This window comes from Bifidobacterium apri, assembly GCF_009299485.1.
In the GTDB taxonomy this organism is placed as follows: Bacteria; Actinomycetota; Actinomycetes; order Actinomycetales; family Bifidobacteriaceae; genus Bifidobacterium; species Bifidobacterium apri.
Genome location: NZ_WBSO01000001.1, coordinates 220,996 through 236,577 on the forward strand (window position 1 = coordinate 220,996; position 15,582 = coordinate 236,577).

Genomic DNA, 15,582 nt, shown 5'->3' on the forward strand with positions numbered 1-15,582 from the left:
CTTGGACACAAGTAAACCAACATCAGAAAGAACATCATGACAGACTCGAAAAAGGTAGCAATGACTAATTCGACTACGATATCGACAGACGAAAGCAAAGCAAGAGAGCTCACATCCCAATTGTGGGCTATGGCGAACTCTTTGCGCGGCAAGATGGATGCCAGCGAGTTCCGTGATTATATCCTCGGTTTCATCTTCTACCGTTACCTCTCTGCAAAACAGGAACGCTTCTTGAAAGACTCCGGGCTGCTGATTGTCAATGATGGTGAAACCATCAACGATGCCTTCGCACGCGATGTGCAGGAGGAAGGTATTGACGAGTGGCACCAAGCGCTCTCCGAGGAACTGGGCTACGCGATTGACCCGGACGACACATGGGCGACACTCGTGCACAAAGTGAAAGACCAGCAAGTCCGTCCTGAGGATTTTGGCAACATCTTCGACCACTTCAAGCAGAACGCCCAGCTGAATGCAAATGCAAGCCGCGACTTCCGCGATGTGTTCGACGATATCAACCTGATGAACTCTTCGCTCGGAAATTCAACCGCGGCACGTACAAAAGCCCTCGCAGATCTTGTCGAGCGCATCGACGAGGTGAATTTCCTTGACGAATCCGGGCATGACATTCTGGGCAACGTCTACGAGTACCTCATCGCTCAGTTCGCTGGCAACAGCGGCAAGAAGGCAGGCGAGTTCTACACTCCGCACGAGGTTTCGCGAGTGCTTGCGAAGCTTGTCACCTTCACCCCGGATGATTCAAGCGACGAAGAGAAGGACGCCGTGCATTCGCCCGGCGAGGATTTCGAAGTGTATGATCCGACCTGCGGCTCAGGGTCTTTGCTGCTTACGGTACGTCAGGAGCTGGAGAACGCAAACGGCGGCACTATGCCAGCAGATAAGCATGTGCATTTCTATGGGCAGGAACTCAACCGCACTACGTACAACCTCGCCCGCATGAACCTCATGATGCACGACGTGGACTATCAGTGGATGGATTTGCGCAATGCGGATACGCTGGAGCAGGATTGGCCCGATGGCAGCGATGCCAACGGCATCGACCATCCCCATTCTTTTGATGCAGTCGTCGCCAATCCGCCATATTCACAGCATTGGGACAACGCTGAAGCCAAGCTGAAAGACCCACGGTTCAGGCCGTTCGGCAAGCTTGCACCCAAGTCCAAGGCCGACTACGCTTTCGTGGAACATTGCATCTACCATCTCAAGCCAACCGGACGCATGGCCATTGTGCTCCCCCACGGTGTGCTCTTCCGCGGTGCCGCCGAAGGCACCATCCGCAAGGCAATCATCGAAAAGAACTATCTCGATGCGGTCATCGGTATGCCGTCGAACTTGTTCTACTCCACCTCAATCCCTACCGTCGTGCTGGTATTCCGCAAGGATCGGACAACGAACGATATCCTGTTCATCGACGCGTCCCAGGATTTTGAGAAAGGCAAGAACCAGAATCATCTGCGCGACGAGGATATCCAGAAGATCATTGACACCTACGCCGCCCGCAAGGATGTCGACAAGTACGCTCATGTGGCGACACTCGACGAAATCAAGGAAAACGACTACAACCTGAACATTCCCCGCTACGTCGACACCTTCGAGGAAGAGGAGCCCATCGATCTCGACGAGGTCAACCGCGAGCTCGAGAGCAACGCCAAGGAGATGGAACGCCTTCAGAAGGAGCTCCAGGCCATGATCGACCAGCTCGTGCCGACGTCGGCGATGAATGGCACCGGGTCGGAGCATGCCGGCGACGCGAAGCCGGAGGCACAGGAATGACCGAATTCCACAATCTGCAGCAAGACGAACAGCACAGACTGACTTACCCGGAAATGAGCAGACTGCTCTACCCGGAGATCATCCGCGTCGTTCGCCTGTTGGGCGGACGTGCGACGCGCGCTCAGATTCGTGAGGAATTGAAGAATTCCTCACGCGTCATCGATGTAGAGACGATCACTGCGGAGAAGGACTCCCCGAACCGGCCCGGCGAGACGTTCCGCCCCTTCGACTTCCCCTTCTACATGAGTATCAAGGACCTGGTCTTCACTGGGTACCTGTCTGACGAAGACAGGCATACGGTTGCCCTGACGGACAAGGGCCGTGAAGTGGACATGAATTCATGGGATCTCATGAAGGAAGTGTTCAAGCCGGCTCGTGCGGAGTGGAACCGCCGTGCGAAGCGCAACAAGCAATTGCGTGAAGCCAACTCGGAGAATTCCGTGCAACCCGTCGAGACCGAAGCACCTGTGCCTACCGTGGAACAGGCGGAAGGCACCGGTGACACCATCGAACAAACCGAGATGCAGCTTCCCGAATCCGAAGACCCTGAAACCGAGTTCCAATCTAGGCTGCACAACGCGCTCATGGGCCTGACACCGATACGGTTTGAGGAATTCGCCCGCGAGCTGGTGAAGGAAATGGGCGTCACCATTGACCCCGACCTCGGCATCAAAGCAACGGGTGATGGCGGGATTGACGGCTTCGGCTACGTGACTGGCGACGATTTTCGGACCACTCGCGTCGCCATCCAGGCGAAGCGTTGGCAGGGAATGGTGTCCAGCCCGGAGATTGACCGATTCCGTGGTGCAATGGACAAGTTCAATGCCGAATACGGTATCTTCATCACCACGTCCGACTTTTCGCAAGACGCCATCCGCGCATCTCGCTCCTACACACGGATGGTCACGCTGATCAACGGCGCGAAAATCGCCGAACTCGTCAGACGCTACCATCTGCACGCCCAAGAAGTCACGGCATGGGTGCTCGATGACGATTTCTTCCATCCCGACCGGGTTTAGCACACCCAAGAATGTGCATTGATTTTCACGAACACGAGGTAATAATGGCTAAGAAGAACAGCAAGAAAACGGTGCCAGATCTACGTTTCCGCGGCTTCACTGACCCTTGGGAGCAGCGACAGTTGGGGGAATCCTTCAACATGCTCCGTAATAACACACTTTCTCGTGCGGACTTGAGCAATGACCGCAAGGGGGTCTTGGATATTCATTACGGCGACGTGCTCATTCGTTATCGAGCGGTGGTTGATGTTTCCACGCTGCAAGGACCGTCCATCAACATTACCAATAATCGTTTCTTGGGCGATCGGTTGACTGATGGCGACATCATCATGGCAGATACCGCTGAAGACACGAGCGCAGGGAAATGCGTTGAAATTGAAGGTATTATGCACCAAAATGTTGTTGCTGGATTGCACACCATTCCCTTGCGTCCAGCCACACCGTCAAGCCATGGATACTGGGGACAGTATCTGAATTCAGCAAGTTTCCGAAATCAGCTTTTTCCCAAGATGCAAGGGACAAAAGTCATCTCGCTCTCTCGAACAACGGTGAGCAACGCAACCGTGCGATACCCTTCCCTCGCCGAGCAGCGCCGCATCGGCGAGTTCTTCTCCACGCTCGATTCCCTTATCGCCGCCGCCGAGCGACAGGAGACCCTCCTCAGGCGGAAGAAACAGGCATATCTGCAGCTCATGTTTCCCCGCGAAGGAGAGACACAACCACGGCTGAGGTTTGCCGGATTCAGTGGAGGATGGGAACGGCGACAGCTACGAGAGGTGGCGGAGAAGACTGGTTCCGGTGGCACGCCGACATCATCTAATCCACGTTATTATGGCGGTTCGATACCTTTCCTCGGCATCAGCGACATCAATGGCCGTTATGTAGATACAACACAAAAAACGCTTACTGAAGAAGGCCTGGCAAACAGCGCTGCGTGGATTGTTCCTCAGGGGACTATCTCATTGGCAATGTACGCGAGCTATGGCAAATCTGCGATTCTCGCGCGAGCTATGGCAACGAGCCAGGCCTTCTTCAATATTGTTTTTCGTTCAAACGTGACCCGGGATTTTGTGTTTTCTCGACTTCAATGTGCCGAATCGAGGCATGAATGGGATGCCTTGGTTTCAACCGGGACTCAGCCCAACCTCAGCGGTAGCAAGCTGAAAAAGTGGACAATTGGTTATCCTTCCCTTCCTGAGCAACATCACATTGGCGAGTTCTTCAAAGTACTAGATAGTCTCATCGCTGCTGCAGAGGAGCGAACGAAAGCCCTAACAGCCCTGAAGTCCGTCTATCTACAGCGCATGTTCGCCTGAGGTTTTGCCCCTGCTTCGCAGGGGCAAAACAGTCATCTCTCATGCAGTTCCTACAGCGTGCTGAGGAACTGCATCACCTTGTCGTTGTCCTGGGATTCAAGCTCCTTGATGATGTGCAGGTACGTTGTCTGGGTCGTCGTCATGTTGGAATGCCCCAGCCGCTTGGCCACCGACGCCACGGAGACCCCGGCATACAGTAGCAGCGAGGCATGCGTGTGACGCAGACCGTGCACGGAGATTACGGGTATCTCATTCTTCCTGCATAGGGATGCGAGACGGTCATTAACGGTCGCGTTGAAGACACGCTCGCCTTCCTTGACGAACAGGGGCTTTTCCTGGGATTGGCCTTCGCACAGCTGTTTCATCTGCATGCACAGCATCCAGTCGAGCCGCACAAGTCGGTTGCTCGACGCATTCTTGGTTGGCGCGAAACCACCATTGGGGCTCTTGTAATTCCATGTCTTCGACACCCTCAACGTCTGGTGATGGAAGTCGAAGTCCCCGGGTGTCACGCCAAGTGCCTCGGCGAAACGCAGTCCGGTTTTCGCAATCAGCATGAGCATCGAATCCGTCGGGTGCTCAGCGTCCACCGTGAGAGCAGCAAGAAGATTGGCAAGCTCATGTTGATTGAGGAACTTGGGCTTACGTTCAGCCTTGTCTTTGCCTTTGATGACGGCCTTGCGCGTTGGATCATGCCTAATGACACCGTCCTCAACAGCGTCCAGCACAGCGGCACGCACTTGGTGGTGAAAGTCCATCACCGTCTGCCGCTCGTGGTCGGCGGCATATTGATTGAGGATGCGCTGGTATTCGAGACGCGTCAAATCAGCGAGCGTGGTTTCCGGCGCAAGGAGTTCCAGCTGACGTTGGGTCATGCGGTACTTGCACAAAGTGACCTGTGTGACAGCACCTTTCTTGTAGGTATCCACCCATTCTGCGAAGAACCTAGACAAGAGTTGGTTTCGATACATTGTGAATCCTTTCCGACCCGTATGCGTTCGAATTGAAGCGGGCCGGAAAGAAACGATAGAGACCATCTCCTCACACGAACATGCGCTGCAGGTAGGAGGACTTTAACGCACGGGAAGACTCCGTATGCTTTTCTGCGGTGGCGATGAGGGAATCGAGAATATAGAAGAACTCTCCGATTCGTTGTTGCTCAGGGAGCGTAGGGAGGGAGATCAGGCTTTCTTGGAGTTTGTCGAAGAAGAAATACTGTCGTACTCCGCCTTCCTGTCGTTTTGCGATTTGATTTGTGAACAAGCATGTCTGGAACCAGTTCAAAAGGAAAGAATCATCCACGGACTCATGCGTCTGGAATACCTCGTATAGTGAACTGACAATAACGGGCTCTTTGCCGTCCCAGTATCCGATTGATCCTACGTTAATTCTTGCGGGATTGTATGCGAAAGAATGAGGCGCGACTATCCAGTATGAACTTTTGTCCGCGTCGAGAGGCTTCCCGCCATTATCGAATTGTTCTGATTGCGGGACAAATCCGGATTGGTTTGAGATGGAATAGCTTTGGAGATTCTGCCGCTCTTTATTCTTGATGCCGGCAGCAGAAATAACATCTCCCAACTGTCGCCGCTCCCATCTGCCGCTGAATCCGGCGAACCTCAACCGGGGTTGTGTTTCTCCTTCCTGCGGGAACATGAGTTGTAGATAGGCTTGTTTCTTCTGCCTGAGGAGGGCCTCCTGTCGCTCGGCGGCGGCGATAAGGTTGTCGAGGATGATGAAGAACTTGCCGATGCGGCGCTGCTCGGGGAGCGAGGGGAAGGAACAGCGAGCCGTGAAAAACGTATCAGGAGAAATATTCAGTAGACCGTGATTGCGCGCTCCCTCAGTAACCATTCCCGCTACATCGCCATGCCACGCAGAAGATTCAAAGTAATGCAACAGATAGTCCGAGTCAATGTCACGCTTGGGATGGAAGACTATGTAGAGCGTTGAAAGGCAGCCGGAATCGTAAGCGTCGAGCCTCTTGATAATGCCCAGTACCGCATTTCCCGAAGAACTGTGATTGTATGCGAAATCCCCGCGCTCAAGTAGGTAATAGTGCGACAGGTTATGAGAAGCGACACGTTTCTGGAAATACTCTTGCTGATCTATCAGCCCGGCTTCGGCGGAAGCGGTAAGCACACGTGAACACTCGTTATTCAGATTCTTTCGAGTGACTCGCTGCGCCACTTCCCCCAACTGTCGCTGCTCCCAAGCGTGGCGGCAGGCAAAGGAGAGATTAGAAAATGCATGCAGAAGACGGTTGAGATTGTCATTGTATGTTCATCGCTCAACAAATACTTAACATGATGCGAACATGTTTTCGATTGTGTGGTCTGACACTACATCCGGCGCCATGCCACTCATTGTGAAGTGCCGTAGCCGTAACTCAATCCAAATTGATACAGCACGAAATTTCTCGAATCTCCTGTTCAACGGGAGAGCTGAGAACGGATTCTCATGCTTGGGAGCAGCGACAGTTGGGAGAGGTGGCGGAGAAGACTGGTTCCGGTGGCACGCCGGTATCATCTAATCCTCGGTATTATGGCGGTTCGATACCTTTCCTCGGCATCGGCGACATCAATGGCCGTTATGTAGATACGACGCAGAAAACGCTTACTGAGGAAGGCGTGGCGAACAGCGCCGCGTGGATTGTTCCTGAGGGGGCTATCTCATTGGCAATGTATGCAAGCTATGGGAAATCAGCGATTCTCGCGCGACCTATGGCAACAAGCCAAGCGTTCTTCAATATTGTCTTTCGCTCAAACGTGACCCGGGATTTTGTGTATTCTCGACTTCAATGTGCCGAATCAAGGCATGAATGGGATGTACTAGTCTCGACAGGTACTCAGCCCAATCTCAGTGGTAGCAAGCTGAAAAAGTGGACGATAGGTTATCCCTCGCTCCCCGAGCAGCGCCGCATCGGCGAGTTCTTCTCCACGCTCGACAGTCTTATCGCCGCCGCCGAGCGACAGGAGGCCCTCCTCCGGCAGAAGAAACAAGCCTATCTGCAGCTCATGTTCCCGCAAGAAAGCGAGACCGAACCCCAGCTCAGGTTCAGCGGTTTCAATGATGCATGGAAGCGCATAGCACTGAGATCGGTACTGAAAATCAATGAGGAGCGCAACACTGCTTCCGAATTCGGCTTCGACAAAACCATCTCGGTGTCAACGATGCGTTTCAAACCCGAAGGCAATGGCGCAGCCCATGCTTCCCTCGAAACATACCGGGTGCTGCGAGTGGGCGATGTCGCATTCGAGGGGAACCGCCATAAGGAATACCCATATGGACACGTGGTGATTAACGATATAGGTGATGGGTTGATGTCATCGCGGTTCCGTAGTTTTCGGCCAACACAACTAATCTGTGTTCCTTTCTGGAAATACCTGCTCCAAAATCGCTATATAATGACGCCTTTGCTGTTGCGCTCAACGATGAGAGGGACTCTCATGAACGAACTCGTGGTCGATGATTTCCTCAAGCAACGGACTCCGATGCCATCTCTCCAAGAGCAATTGGAAATTGGTGATTTCTTCGAAACATTGGATCGCTTGATAGAGAATGCCGAAGGCAGAATCGCGCAACTTAGAAAGATGAAATCCTCGTATTTGCAGAAGTTGTTCGTATAAAAACAAAGCTGCTTGTGGCCTGAAGCGTGTAACCGTTTCAGGCCACAAGCAATTCGAAATTCAAATGAACATTCTTTGAAGATATGCTCTCTTAAGCTCTTTGAGCCCTGCCAGATTTCTTTGAACTGTCAAAAGGGTAGCATCGACCAGATGGAAGAATGCGCCTATACGTTGTTGTTCCGAGAGTGACGGAAGCCAATAACAAGAGCTCATCAATAGTGTTTTATCGGCACGTTTCTGAGAGCCGGTAGCACCCTTTTCTGTGCTGACCATGTATCGATAGAAGAGCGGCGAAGACAACAAGGCTTTCAAGAAGAGTGGAGAAGCCTTGGACGGTTTTGCTCGAAAAACGACCCATTCTGTAGAGCCGACGTCTGGTAACGTTCCATCCGAGTCAACTCTCCAAATGCGCTGAATTCGTGGATTGATTTTGCTTAGAAGAATGTCATCACGTTCAAGCACAAGCTTTGAACTCATAATTCGCGATCCCCTGACGTTCTCAGGCACTCCAAGTTGGAAAGAGGGGACACTCCACAATCTGTATTCGATATCCCGATCAGGCATTATCTGCTGAATTGAGTTCAGCGGAGCAACCATTTCACTCATCCTGTGCATGCGCCAGTTTTGGATGAATCCGCTGAACCTCAGACGCGGTTCGGTTTCGCCTTCTTGCGGAAACATGAGCTGCAGGTAGGCTTGTTTCTTCTGCCTGAGGAGGGTCTCCTGTCGCTCGGCGGCGGCGATAAGGCTGTCGAGGGTGGAGAAGAAGTCGCCGATGCGGCGCTGTTCGGGGAGAGAGGGGAAGCATAGCGGTAGTTGCATGACTTGCGTTTTCGAGATGTTGAAACGTGATATTCCCTGTGCAAGAAGAATTATTCGAGAACGCATCTGGGGGCTTCGAAGAGATGACGCGAGGAAAAGCGAATCGAGTTGTTTACTGGGACGGTAGCCAAAGCAGAAGCTGTTCAAGTATGTATCGGTTGAATTTCCAAGCCATACGGAAGAAAGGCCAACCTCATCAGGTGTCTCTGAACTACCGGTGAAGAACACGTCACCGTTCATCACCTCGTGCTGCCGATCATCTTTCTCAATCGCTTCGACTCCATCTGGATTCGCCACAGCATTCGAATACACGTTCATGTAGGTTACGAATCGTGCGTCGCCATGTCCGAAATCTTCCTTGGTTTTCCCCGAGAGCCCGGGATATGTCAATCCAACTTCCCCCAACTGTCGCTGCTCCCAAGCGAGAATACATCAACAGCAATCGTCAATCTCCATAACCATGAAACTCGACCCGCATTCGTCTTTCCCCAACGCCTGTGCCAGGCCGGCTCCGTTTTCTAGTTTGCAATGCAACATTGCCTTGGGACGCAGTTTGGGGCTAGATTACACAAACACCCGGTGATGGGCGTTCTGTTTGGCAACGAGTCGCATCATCAGCTCGTCCCACGCCTCTGCGGGCATGAGTCAGCAGAGCACCGTCAAAGACGTATGTCAGTCCGCCGGGTGATCCCGTCAAGCTCGTTTCCCCTAGGTTGCATGTTCTCAAACAAACCCGTACGGTGTCGTCACTTTTTCCGGACAGCTTCGTCACCCATTCTGAACGGCTCCCCTGACGCGCAGAACAGTACGCGCGACACGACTCGCCCTCATCAAACGGATTTCACAGGTAGCATCTCAACTCACGGCTGATAATGGACGCGCTGCGACCGGTAACCGCCGCAATCTGGCATACCATCCAGTTCTCGCGGATATGCAGCCCAGAAATCACAATCCGCTCGTCCGCCAACAAATGGCTGCAGGATGACATCAATGCAACTGTCTCTGGGACCTGTAATCTTTCCCTCAACCCACAACCCTTCCTGGAATGTTGCACTCGCACTGTGAAAACGGGAGTTTGGCTAGCGCGCGAATATTTGATATTCTTCAGCTAGAGCCCGTCTCGATACCACCTGTAGGTGGTACCGACGCGGGCTTTTTCATCCTCCAAGTATGAGATGCTCATCGCATTCCGCTGGCCGAGTAACAGAAAAGTCGCCCGAAAGGCGACTGGGTTTCATATGAATATGAGACGACTAGGCGTTCTGGTCAGTATCATCCTTCGGGTGATGCCGCGCCTGTACACGCTTCAGAATCTCGAGAACCTCATGGTCATAGCCAAGTGCATCGTCATAAATTCTGGCGAGCTGCATGACAGGGGTCGGGTCGATGTCGTAGATAGCAATCTCATTCGCAGCGATATCCAACGCACCGCCCGCGTCGAACGGAAGGACCTTGTCCCGGATCTGCTCAGCGCTGTGCTGCTGCCCCGCGGTCTCGAGAAGCTCACACAAGGCGGCGCCGAGCTGTTCCGCTAGTCGGTCTGTTTCGTCTATCGACCGCATCGCTTCTCCTTCCAATTCGAGTCCACCGGGAAGAACGACGAGATACGCCGCTCACCAATATTTCCTGTCCGTGAAACACGGACGGAGAGCGAAACGCCATCAACGTCAATGGCGACGTCTTTGCTCAGCAACCACCCCCGCATGCACGGGGAACACGCTGCGGAAAGCGCGGATTCCCGCCAATCACTATAGTATCATTCAACGTTTCTCTTTACTTTGCGTTTGCCAGTCAGCCCATCACTGCCCCACTTCGCAATACCGTCCAAGAAACAAGACACTACGAACGAATCAGCAACTATCCACACGCCGCCGACTCGGGCGCCTTGGCCACTACTCCCCCAGCACATCAGCCGTGTCCACCACCAGCGTTACCGGCCCGTCATTGACCAACGACACTCGCATGTGCGCGCCGAATCGGCCTTCTTTGACGGTGAGTCCTTGCGCCCGCAACGCTTCATTGAAGGCGAGCCACACTCGTTTGGCGTGTTCAGGTTCACCGGCTGCGATGAAGCTCGGTCTGTTGCCTTTGCGGATGTTGCCGTACAACGTGAACTGCGAGATGGAAAGGATTTCGCCGTTATGCTGCGTAATCGACTCGTTCATGCGCCCGTCGGCATCCTCGAACACTCGCAGTCTGGCGATTTTGCCCGCCAGCCAGTCGATCTCCCGCTGTCCGTCCGCATCCGCGACCCCGACAAGCAGCACATAGCCTGTGCCTATGGTTTGCTTCTCGAACGTCGGATCGACGCTGTTCGTAGCGGGGTCGATCACGTCGACGCCGGCTTCGCTTACGCGTTGTAACACGATTCTCATACCGTCACTCTATCGCAGGATTACGGCGGAAGATTGCACGGGCACTTCCCTGGCATCCGCCGCTCGGTTTCACAGATTCCGTCCTGCTCGGCTGCACGATTTCAAATTGCACAATCACGGCAGGATAATCATGACGGAAATCGCACGGGCGCCGTCCCATATGACGTTCCGTCGTCGATTCCGAGTTCACGCACCGCCAGCCGCCATCATCTTGCGTATCACCGACGTCTTCGGCTCGCAGCCGATTTGAGCCGAACGACAAAATGTCGTATACTGAAAAGTCCGGTCTATTCCGGGGTTTGATAATTCAAAAAGGGGCTGATCGGTTTCGACGGTGACCTGTTCGTCGCAGGGAAGCGTGCCGAGAACGCGGAGTCCACTCGTGATGCCCTCCGCGAAACAATAAGTGCTAAATCTAACCGCACTGAGTTTGCTCTCGCTGCCTGAGCTTCGCGCCAGGATTAACCAGTGAGCAGCCGCTCCGTTCACTCCCCCTCGTCTTCGGGGAGATGTTGAGCGTCGTTTAGGAGACTTGCTCCGGCCATCGCACCGCAGGGTGGCTGGGGGACTTTTTCTGCGGATATGCTCGCCATCAGTTGTCTGCGACATCGATGGGGGCAGAAAAACTGCCGCACGGCCAGCAGACTACGCACGTAGAAGACTGAGGGTACGGTCACCGGACCGGGGTTCAATTCCCCGCAGCTCCACCAACCAACGAACGCCATCCCGCAAGGGGTGGCGTTTTTTGTTGGTATTCCAACGGTTTCAGTCGGCTAAGCGTATTGCCAGGATGTTGGATCCGCCTCGCGCCCAGCCCTATTCAAGCAGCACATGAGTGGTAATGAGAGTGGTAAATCACGGCCGGCATTGCAGACACCTGCGATACCACCAACTGACAAGACCACAAATCATGCATATCCCTTGGAAGACAATTGATGATGCGCCGTCACCGTCACCGTCACCATCGACATCGACACGAGACTTCGAGACTTCCACGAATAGATGTCATGATTCCCATGACATCATTCAACAACCCCACGCAGATACTGACGGTATGGCGAACCAAGCGTAACCGCTCGTCCGTCCTCCCCTGTCTACAGCCGGCATTACGTATGGGACTATCCGGTTCCCGCCGGCCGACCGCTCGCCGCCCTGACACGCGGCCCGCGGCTATTTCAAGGAGAGAACGAAGCATGGCACACGCCAGCAATACTCGGCACCATACCGCAGCAGCGATCGGACCCGACCTCACGACCAGTCCAGTCAGCCCCGACCGCACGACCAGCACGGTCGGGCAAGTCAGCGCTACCCGCCCAGTCGAACCAATCAACACGAGCCGCACGACGGAACCCATCGACACGAAGCCAACTGACACAAAGCCAGTCAGCACGAAGCCAACCTGCAAGGACGCCAACACGAGCGCCAATACAGAACCGACTCACGCAACCGACCACACAAATCCACAGAATCCAGAGCAGTCCACACCATCCCGCACACATTCCAACACCGGCAACCTGACCCACGGACCGCTGATCCCCGCCATGCTGCGCTTCTCCATCCCCTACCTCATCACCTGCTTCCTGCAAAGCTGCTACGAGCTGGTAGACCTGCTCATCGTCGGCAGATTCAACGGCGCGGACTCCGTCTCAGCCGTCTCCACGGGCAGCCAGATGACCCACTTGGTGACCGTCACCATCGTCGGTCTGACCACGGGCATCACCGTGACCATCAGCCACGCGATCGGCGCCAAGCGCATGGACAAGGTGCAACGCCAAATCGGGCAATCCATCCGACTGTTCACCCTCGTCGCCATCATCGCCACCATCATCCTCGCCACATGCGCCGACCCACTGCTGCGCCTCCTGGCAACACCGACGGAAGCCTTCAGCCAAGCACACGATTACGTGACCATATGCTTCCTCGGCACACCCTTCATCGTCGCATACAACGTGATCAGCGCGATATTCCGCGGATTCGGCGACTCACGACACCCGATGTACTTCGTCGCCCTCGCCGGACTGCTGAACGTGGGACTCGACCTCGCGTTCATCGGCGGCGCACACATGCAAGCCGCCGGAGCCGCGCTCGCAACAGTCATCTCCCAAGCGTTCTCGGTAGCGGCTGCTCTCGTCTACCTGAACATCGCGAACAGCGGCATTCGCCTACGCGCAGCCGATCTCGTCTACGACTGGGCAGGCACTCGGCAAATCCTGACCATCGGCACGCCAATCGCCATCCAAGAACTGTGCATCCAAGTCTCGTTCATCGTCATCACCGCAATCGCCAACGGCCGCGGGCTAGAAATCTCCGCTTCCGTCGGCATCGTCGAGAAAATCATCTCCTTCCTCTTCCTCGTTCCCTCGGCAATGCTGTCCACCGTGTCAGTGGTCGCCGGGCAGAATGCGGGCGCGCGGCAACATTCGCGCAGCAAGGCGGCGTTGCGATACGGCATCACCATGTGTGTGATATATGGTGCGGTCATATGTATCGCTTGCCAAATCTGGGGTGCCGGCATCGTGCGAATCTTCTCCCCCGACGACGAAACGGTAGTCAGGTACGGGGCGCAATACTTGAGCAGCTACTCCTTCGACTGTATTTTGGCGGGCGTGCACTTCTGCTTCAGCGGATTCTTCAGCGCGTACGGCAAATCCATGTACACATTCGCGCACAATATCATTTCGGTGCTGACGGTGCGCATTCCAGGCGCTTACGTCGCCTCCCTCTTGTGGCCGGACAACCTGTTCCCCATGGGATGCGCCGCGCCACTCGGCTCGCTGCTGTCAATCCTCATCTGCTCGGCGCTGTATTATCTGCGGTTCAGCAAGCGGCACCCGGCGGCGATACAAACCGAGTGAAAATCCGACTTTCCTAGCAGATGCAAAGTGCAGATCCGCAACACATCGAAATGCCACACCCGTGAGAGTCTGAGACAAGAACGTCTCTGTTTTCGCTGAAGAAGATAACTCATTTCATTAGGACTACAGCTACCCCATACGAGCAATAGAAACGGTGACATCGTACGTTCCGCTTCCGCGATTCGCACTCTGACAATACACAGTCATTATGATTGACAACTGGTCACAAATATACTATTACGTTGTCGATTAAATTCGAAGGCATCATTTTCTTCCCCTGCACTTGAACCTGCAGCACCTATGCACTACTTGACTAAAACGATAGTTGCACAACCGGCATATCAGCGGGCGGATGGTCAACCGGACTGTAGTAACCGCTTACATTTTCCAATGCTGTCACCAACGTGCTGCTATCAGACCGGTTGCTAATGTTCGTACTATGTATACGGTATATTATTCAGCAACATAGCCGCGAATTACCGGCTACTGACAGGGAGAGAATAATGGAATTCAACGAAAGCCTGGATCAGATTTCAGCGAAAGTACGGGATCTCAAAGACGGGATCGAGACCGAGGAAGCAACCAAAAATGCTTTCATTATGCCCTTCATCGGGCAAGTATTGGGATATGACGTATTTAACCCGAATGAAGTAATACCAGAATTCACCGCTGATATTGGAGTAAAGAAAGGCGAGAAAATCGATTATGCCTTGGTTCAAGATGGCCAAGTGCAAATTCTCATCGAGTGCAAGAAAATTGGTCAACCACTAAGTCTCGAGAACGCCAGTCAGCTCTACCGATATTTTGCCTGCACCAAGGCACGAATCGGCGTACTCACCAATGGTCAGGTGTGGAACTTCTATATGGACATCGATGAGCCCAATAAAATGGATTCCAAACCCTTCCTTGTGCTCGACCTGCTTGACATAGACGACACCGTTCTGCCTGCCCTACAGAAACTAACTAAGCCGGCATTTGATTTGGATTCCATAGCTAGTAGTGCGGAAGAATTAAAATACGTTGGAGCATTGAAGAGAGCAGTATCGACGGAATTCACTAATCCCTCGGACGATTTTGTGAAACTTCTCGCCGGGCATGTCTATGATGGAGCGTTTTATGCTTCAGTGATGGAAAAGTTCCGTCCGCTAGTCGCTAAGGCTCTGAAACAATTCCTCTCCGACCAAGTCAACGATCGGCTAAAGACCGCCTTAGGTGCAGATGATATTAAAATTGCACCGGCATCTGCCGATGAAAGTGAAAACGACGCTGATGGCACATCGAGCCAAGAGGGGTCATCAGACGATGATGGAATTATCACCACAGAAGAGGAAATTGCGGGATATCGTATTGTGAAAGCAATCGCATGTAGCGACGTCGATCCGGCTCGCATCACAATGCGTGATGCAAAGAGCTACTGCTCGATATTCCTCGACGACAACAATCGTAAGCCGATTTGTCGATTGTTCTTCAACACGAAGCATAAGTATCTTGGACTATTCGATGAAAATAAAAACTGCTCTCGAGAACCAATAAACGGTCTCAATGATATCTATAAGTATTCGGAAAATATCCGCGAAGAAGTGCGTCGTCTGCTAATTAATGAATGACATTTCCAGATTCGCAAATTCCAGACATTTCTAACTCAAAGAACGGAACCTGCGAACTCTGGAATTGTCACCCCACCTCGCTCACTGTAGCCCGAATGTCGTGTCTGATTGTCACGATACGGTGTGTACGTTTGCACAGGAATCGCACTGTGATCGCAACGATGGTTA

At 53.4% G+C, this 15,582-nt stretch carries 11 protein-coding genes and 1 other RNA gene; 7 read left to right on the forward strand and 5 right to left on the reverse strand.

Going from position 1 to position 15,582, the window contains the following annotated elements:
- Positions 1-60: 60 nt before the first annotated feature.
- The 3 genes from DSM100238_RS00825 to DSM100238_RS00835 are packed head-to-tail and all read left to right on the forward strand — an operon-like array spanning position 61 to position 4,126.
- Positions 61-1,791 (forward strand): type I restriction-modification system subunit M, encoded by a 1,731-nt coding sequence (locus DSM100238_RS00825; protein WP_152354847.1) that lies wholly within the window; start codon positions 61-63, stop codon positions 1,789-1,791.
- Positions 1,788-2,810, forward strand: a complete 1,023-nt coding sequence (locus DSM100238_RS00830) for a restriction endonuclease (RefSeq protein ID WP_152354848.1) — start codon at positions 1,788-1,790, stop codon at positions 2,808-2,810. The genes DSM100238_RS00825 and DSM100238_RS00830 overlap by 4 nt, the downstream gene beginning before the upstream one ends.
- A gap of 44 nt (positions 2,811-2,854) precedes the next feature.
- On the forward strand, positions 2,855-4,126 hold the full coding sequence (locus DSM100238_RS00835; protein WP_167510953.1) for a restriction endonuclease subunit S: 1,272 nt from the start codon (positions 2,855-2,857) through the stop codon (positions 4,124-4,126).
- A 50-nt stretch (positions 4,127-4,176) separates the two neighbouring features.
- On the opposite strand, the gene DSM100238_RS00840 is transcribed toward DSM100238_RS00835, so the two are convergent.
- Positions 4,177-5,097 carry a site-specific integrase gene (locus DSM100238_RS00840; RefSeq protein WP_152354850.1) on the reverse strand — a complete coding sequence of 307 codons (921 nt, stop codon included), beginning with the start codon at positions 5,095-5,097 and terminating at the stop codon, positions 4,177-4,179.
- Positions 5,098-5,167: 70 nt separating this feature from the next.
- The gene (locus DSM100238_RS00845) at positions 5,168-6,268 is read right to left on the reverse strand and encodes a restriction endonuclease subunit S (protein ID WP_152354851.1); all 1,101 of its coding nucleotides are present in this window, start codon (positions 6,266-6,268) and stop codon (positions 5,168-5,170) included.
- A 257-nt stretch (positions 6,269-6,525) separates the two neighbouring features.
- Here DSM100238_RS00845 and DSM100238_RS00850 point away from each other — a divergent pair, with 257 nt between their 5' ends.
- Positions 6,526-7,755, forward strand: coding sequence for a restriction endonuclease subunit S (locus tag DSM100238_RS00850; RefSeq protein WP_152354852.1), 1,230 nt, complete (start codon positions 6,526-6,528; stop codon positions 7,753-7,755).
- 60 nt (positions 7,756-7,815) lie between these two features.
- On the opposite strand, the gene DSM100238_RS00855 is transcribed toward DSM100238_RS00850, so the two are convergent.
- The 3 genes from DSM100238_RS00855 to dtd all read right to left on the reverse strand — a co-directional run bounded on the left by DSM100238_RS00855 (position 7,816) and on the right by dtd (position 10,952).
- Positions 7,816-9,006, reverse strand: a complete 1,191-nt coding sequence (locus DSM100238_RS00855; protein WP_152354853.1) for a restriction endonuclease subunit S — start codon at positions 9,004-9,006, stop codon at positions 7,816-7,818.
- Positions 9,007-9,830: 824 nt separating this feature from the next.
- Positions 9,831-10,139 (reverse strand): hypothetical protein, encoded by a 309-nt coding sequence (locus tag DSM100238_RS00865; protein ID WP_152354855.1) that lies wholly within the window; start codon positions 10,137-10,139, stop codon positions 9,831-9,833.
- 330 nt (positions 10,140-10,469) lie between these two features.
- The gene (gene dtd / locus DSM100238_RS00870; protein WP_152354856.1) at positions 10,470-10,952 is read right to left on the reverse strand and encodes a D-aminoacyl-tRNA deacylase; all 483 of its coding nucleotides are present in this window, start codon (positions 10,950-10,952) and stop codon (positions 10,470-10,472) included.
- 314 nt (positions 10,953-11,266) lie between these two features.
- On the opposite strand from dtd, the gene ssrA reads away from it, so the two are divergent.
- The 3 genes from ssrA to DSM100238_RS00885 all read left to right on the forward strand — a co-directional run bounded on the left by ssrA (position 11,267) and on the right by DSM100238_RS00885 (position 15,414).
- Positions 11,267-11,662, forward strand: a transfer-messenger RNA (tmRNA) gene (ssrA, locus tag DSM100238_RS00875).
- A gap of 483 nt (positions 11,663-12,145) precedes the next feature.
- Positions 12,146-13,807 (forward strand): MATE family efflux transporter, encoded by a 1,662-nt coding sequence (locus tag DSM100238_RS00880; RefSeq protein ID WP_240812259.1) that lies wholly within the window; start codon positions 12,146-12,148, stop codon positions 13,805-13,807.
- A 503-nt stretch (positions 13,808-14,310) separates the two neighbouring features.
- Positions 14,311-15,414: a type I restriction endonuclease gene (locus DSM100238_RS00885; RefSeq protein ID WP_015450146.1), complete on the forward strand. Its 1,104-nt coding sequence runs from the start codon at positions 14,311-14,313 to the stop codon at positions 15,412-15,414.
- Positions 15,415-15,582: the final 168 nt, after the last annotated feature.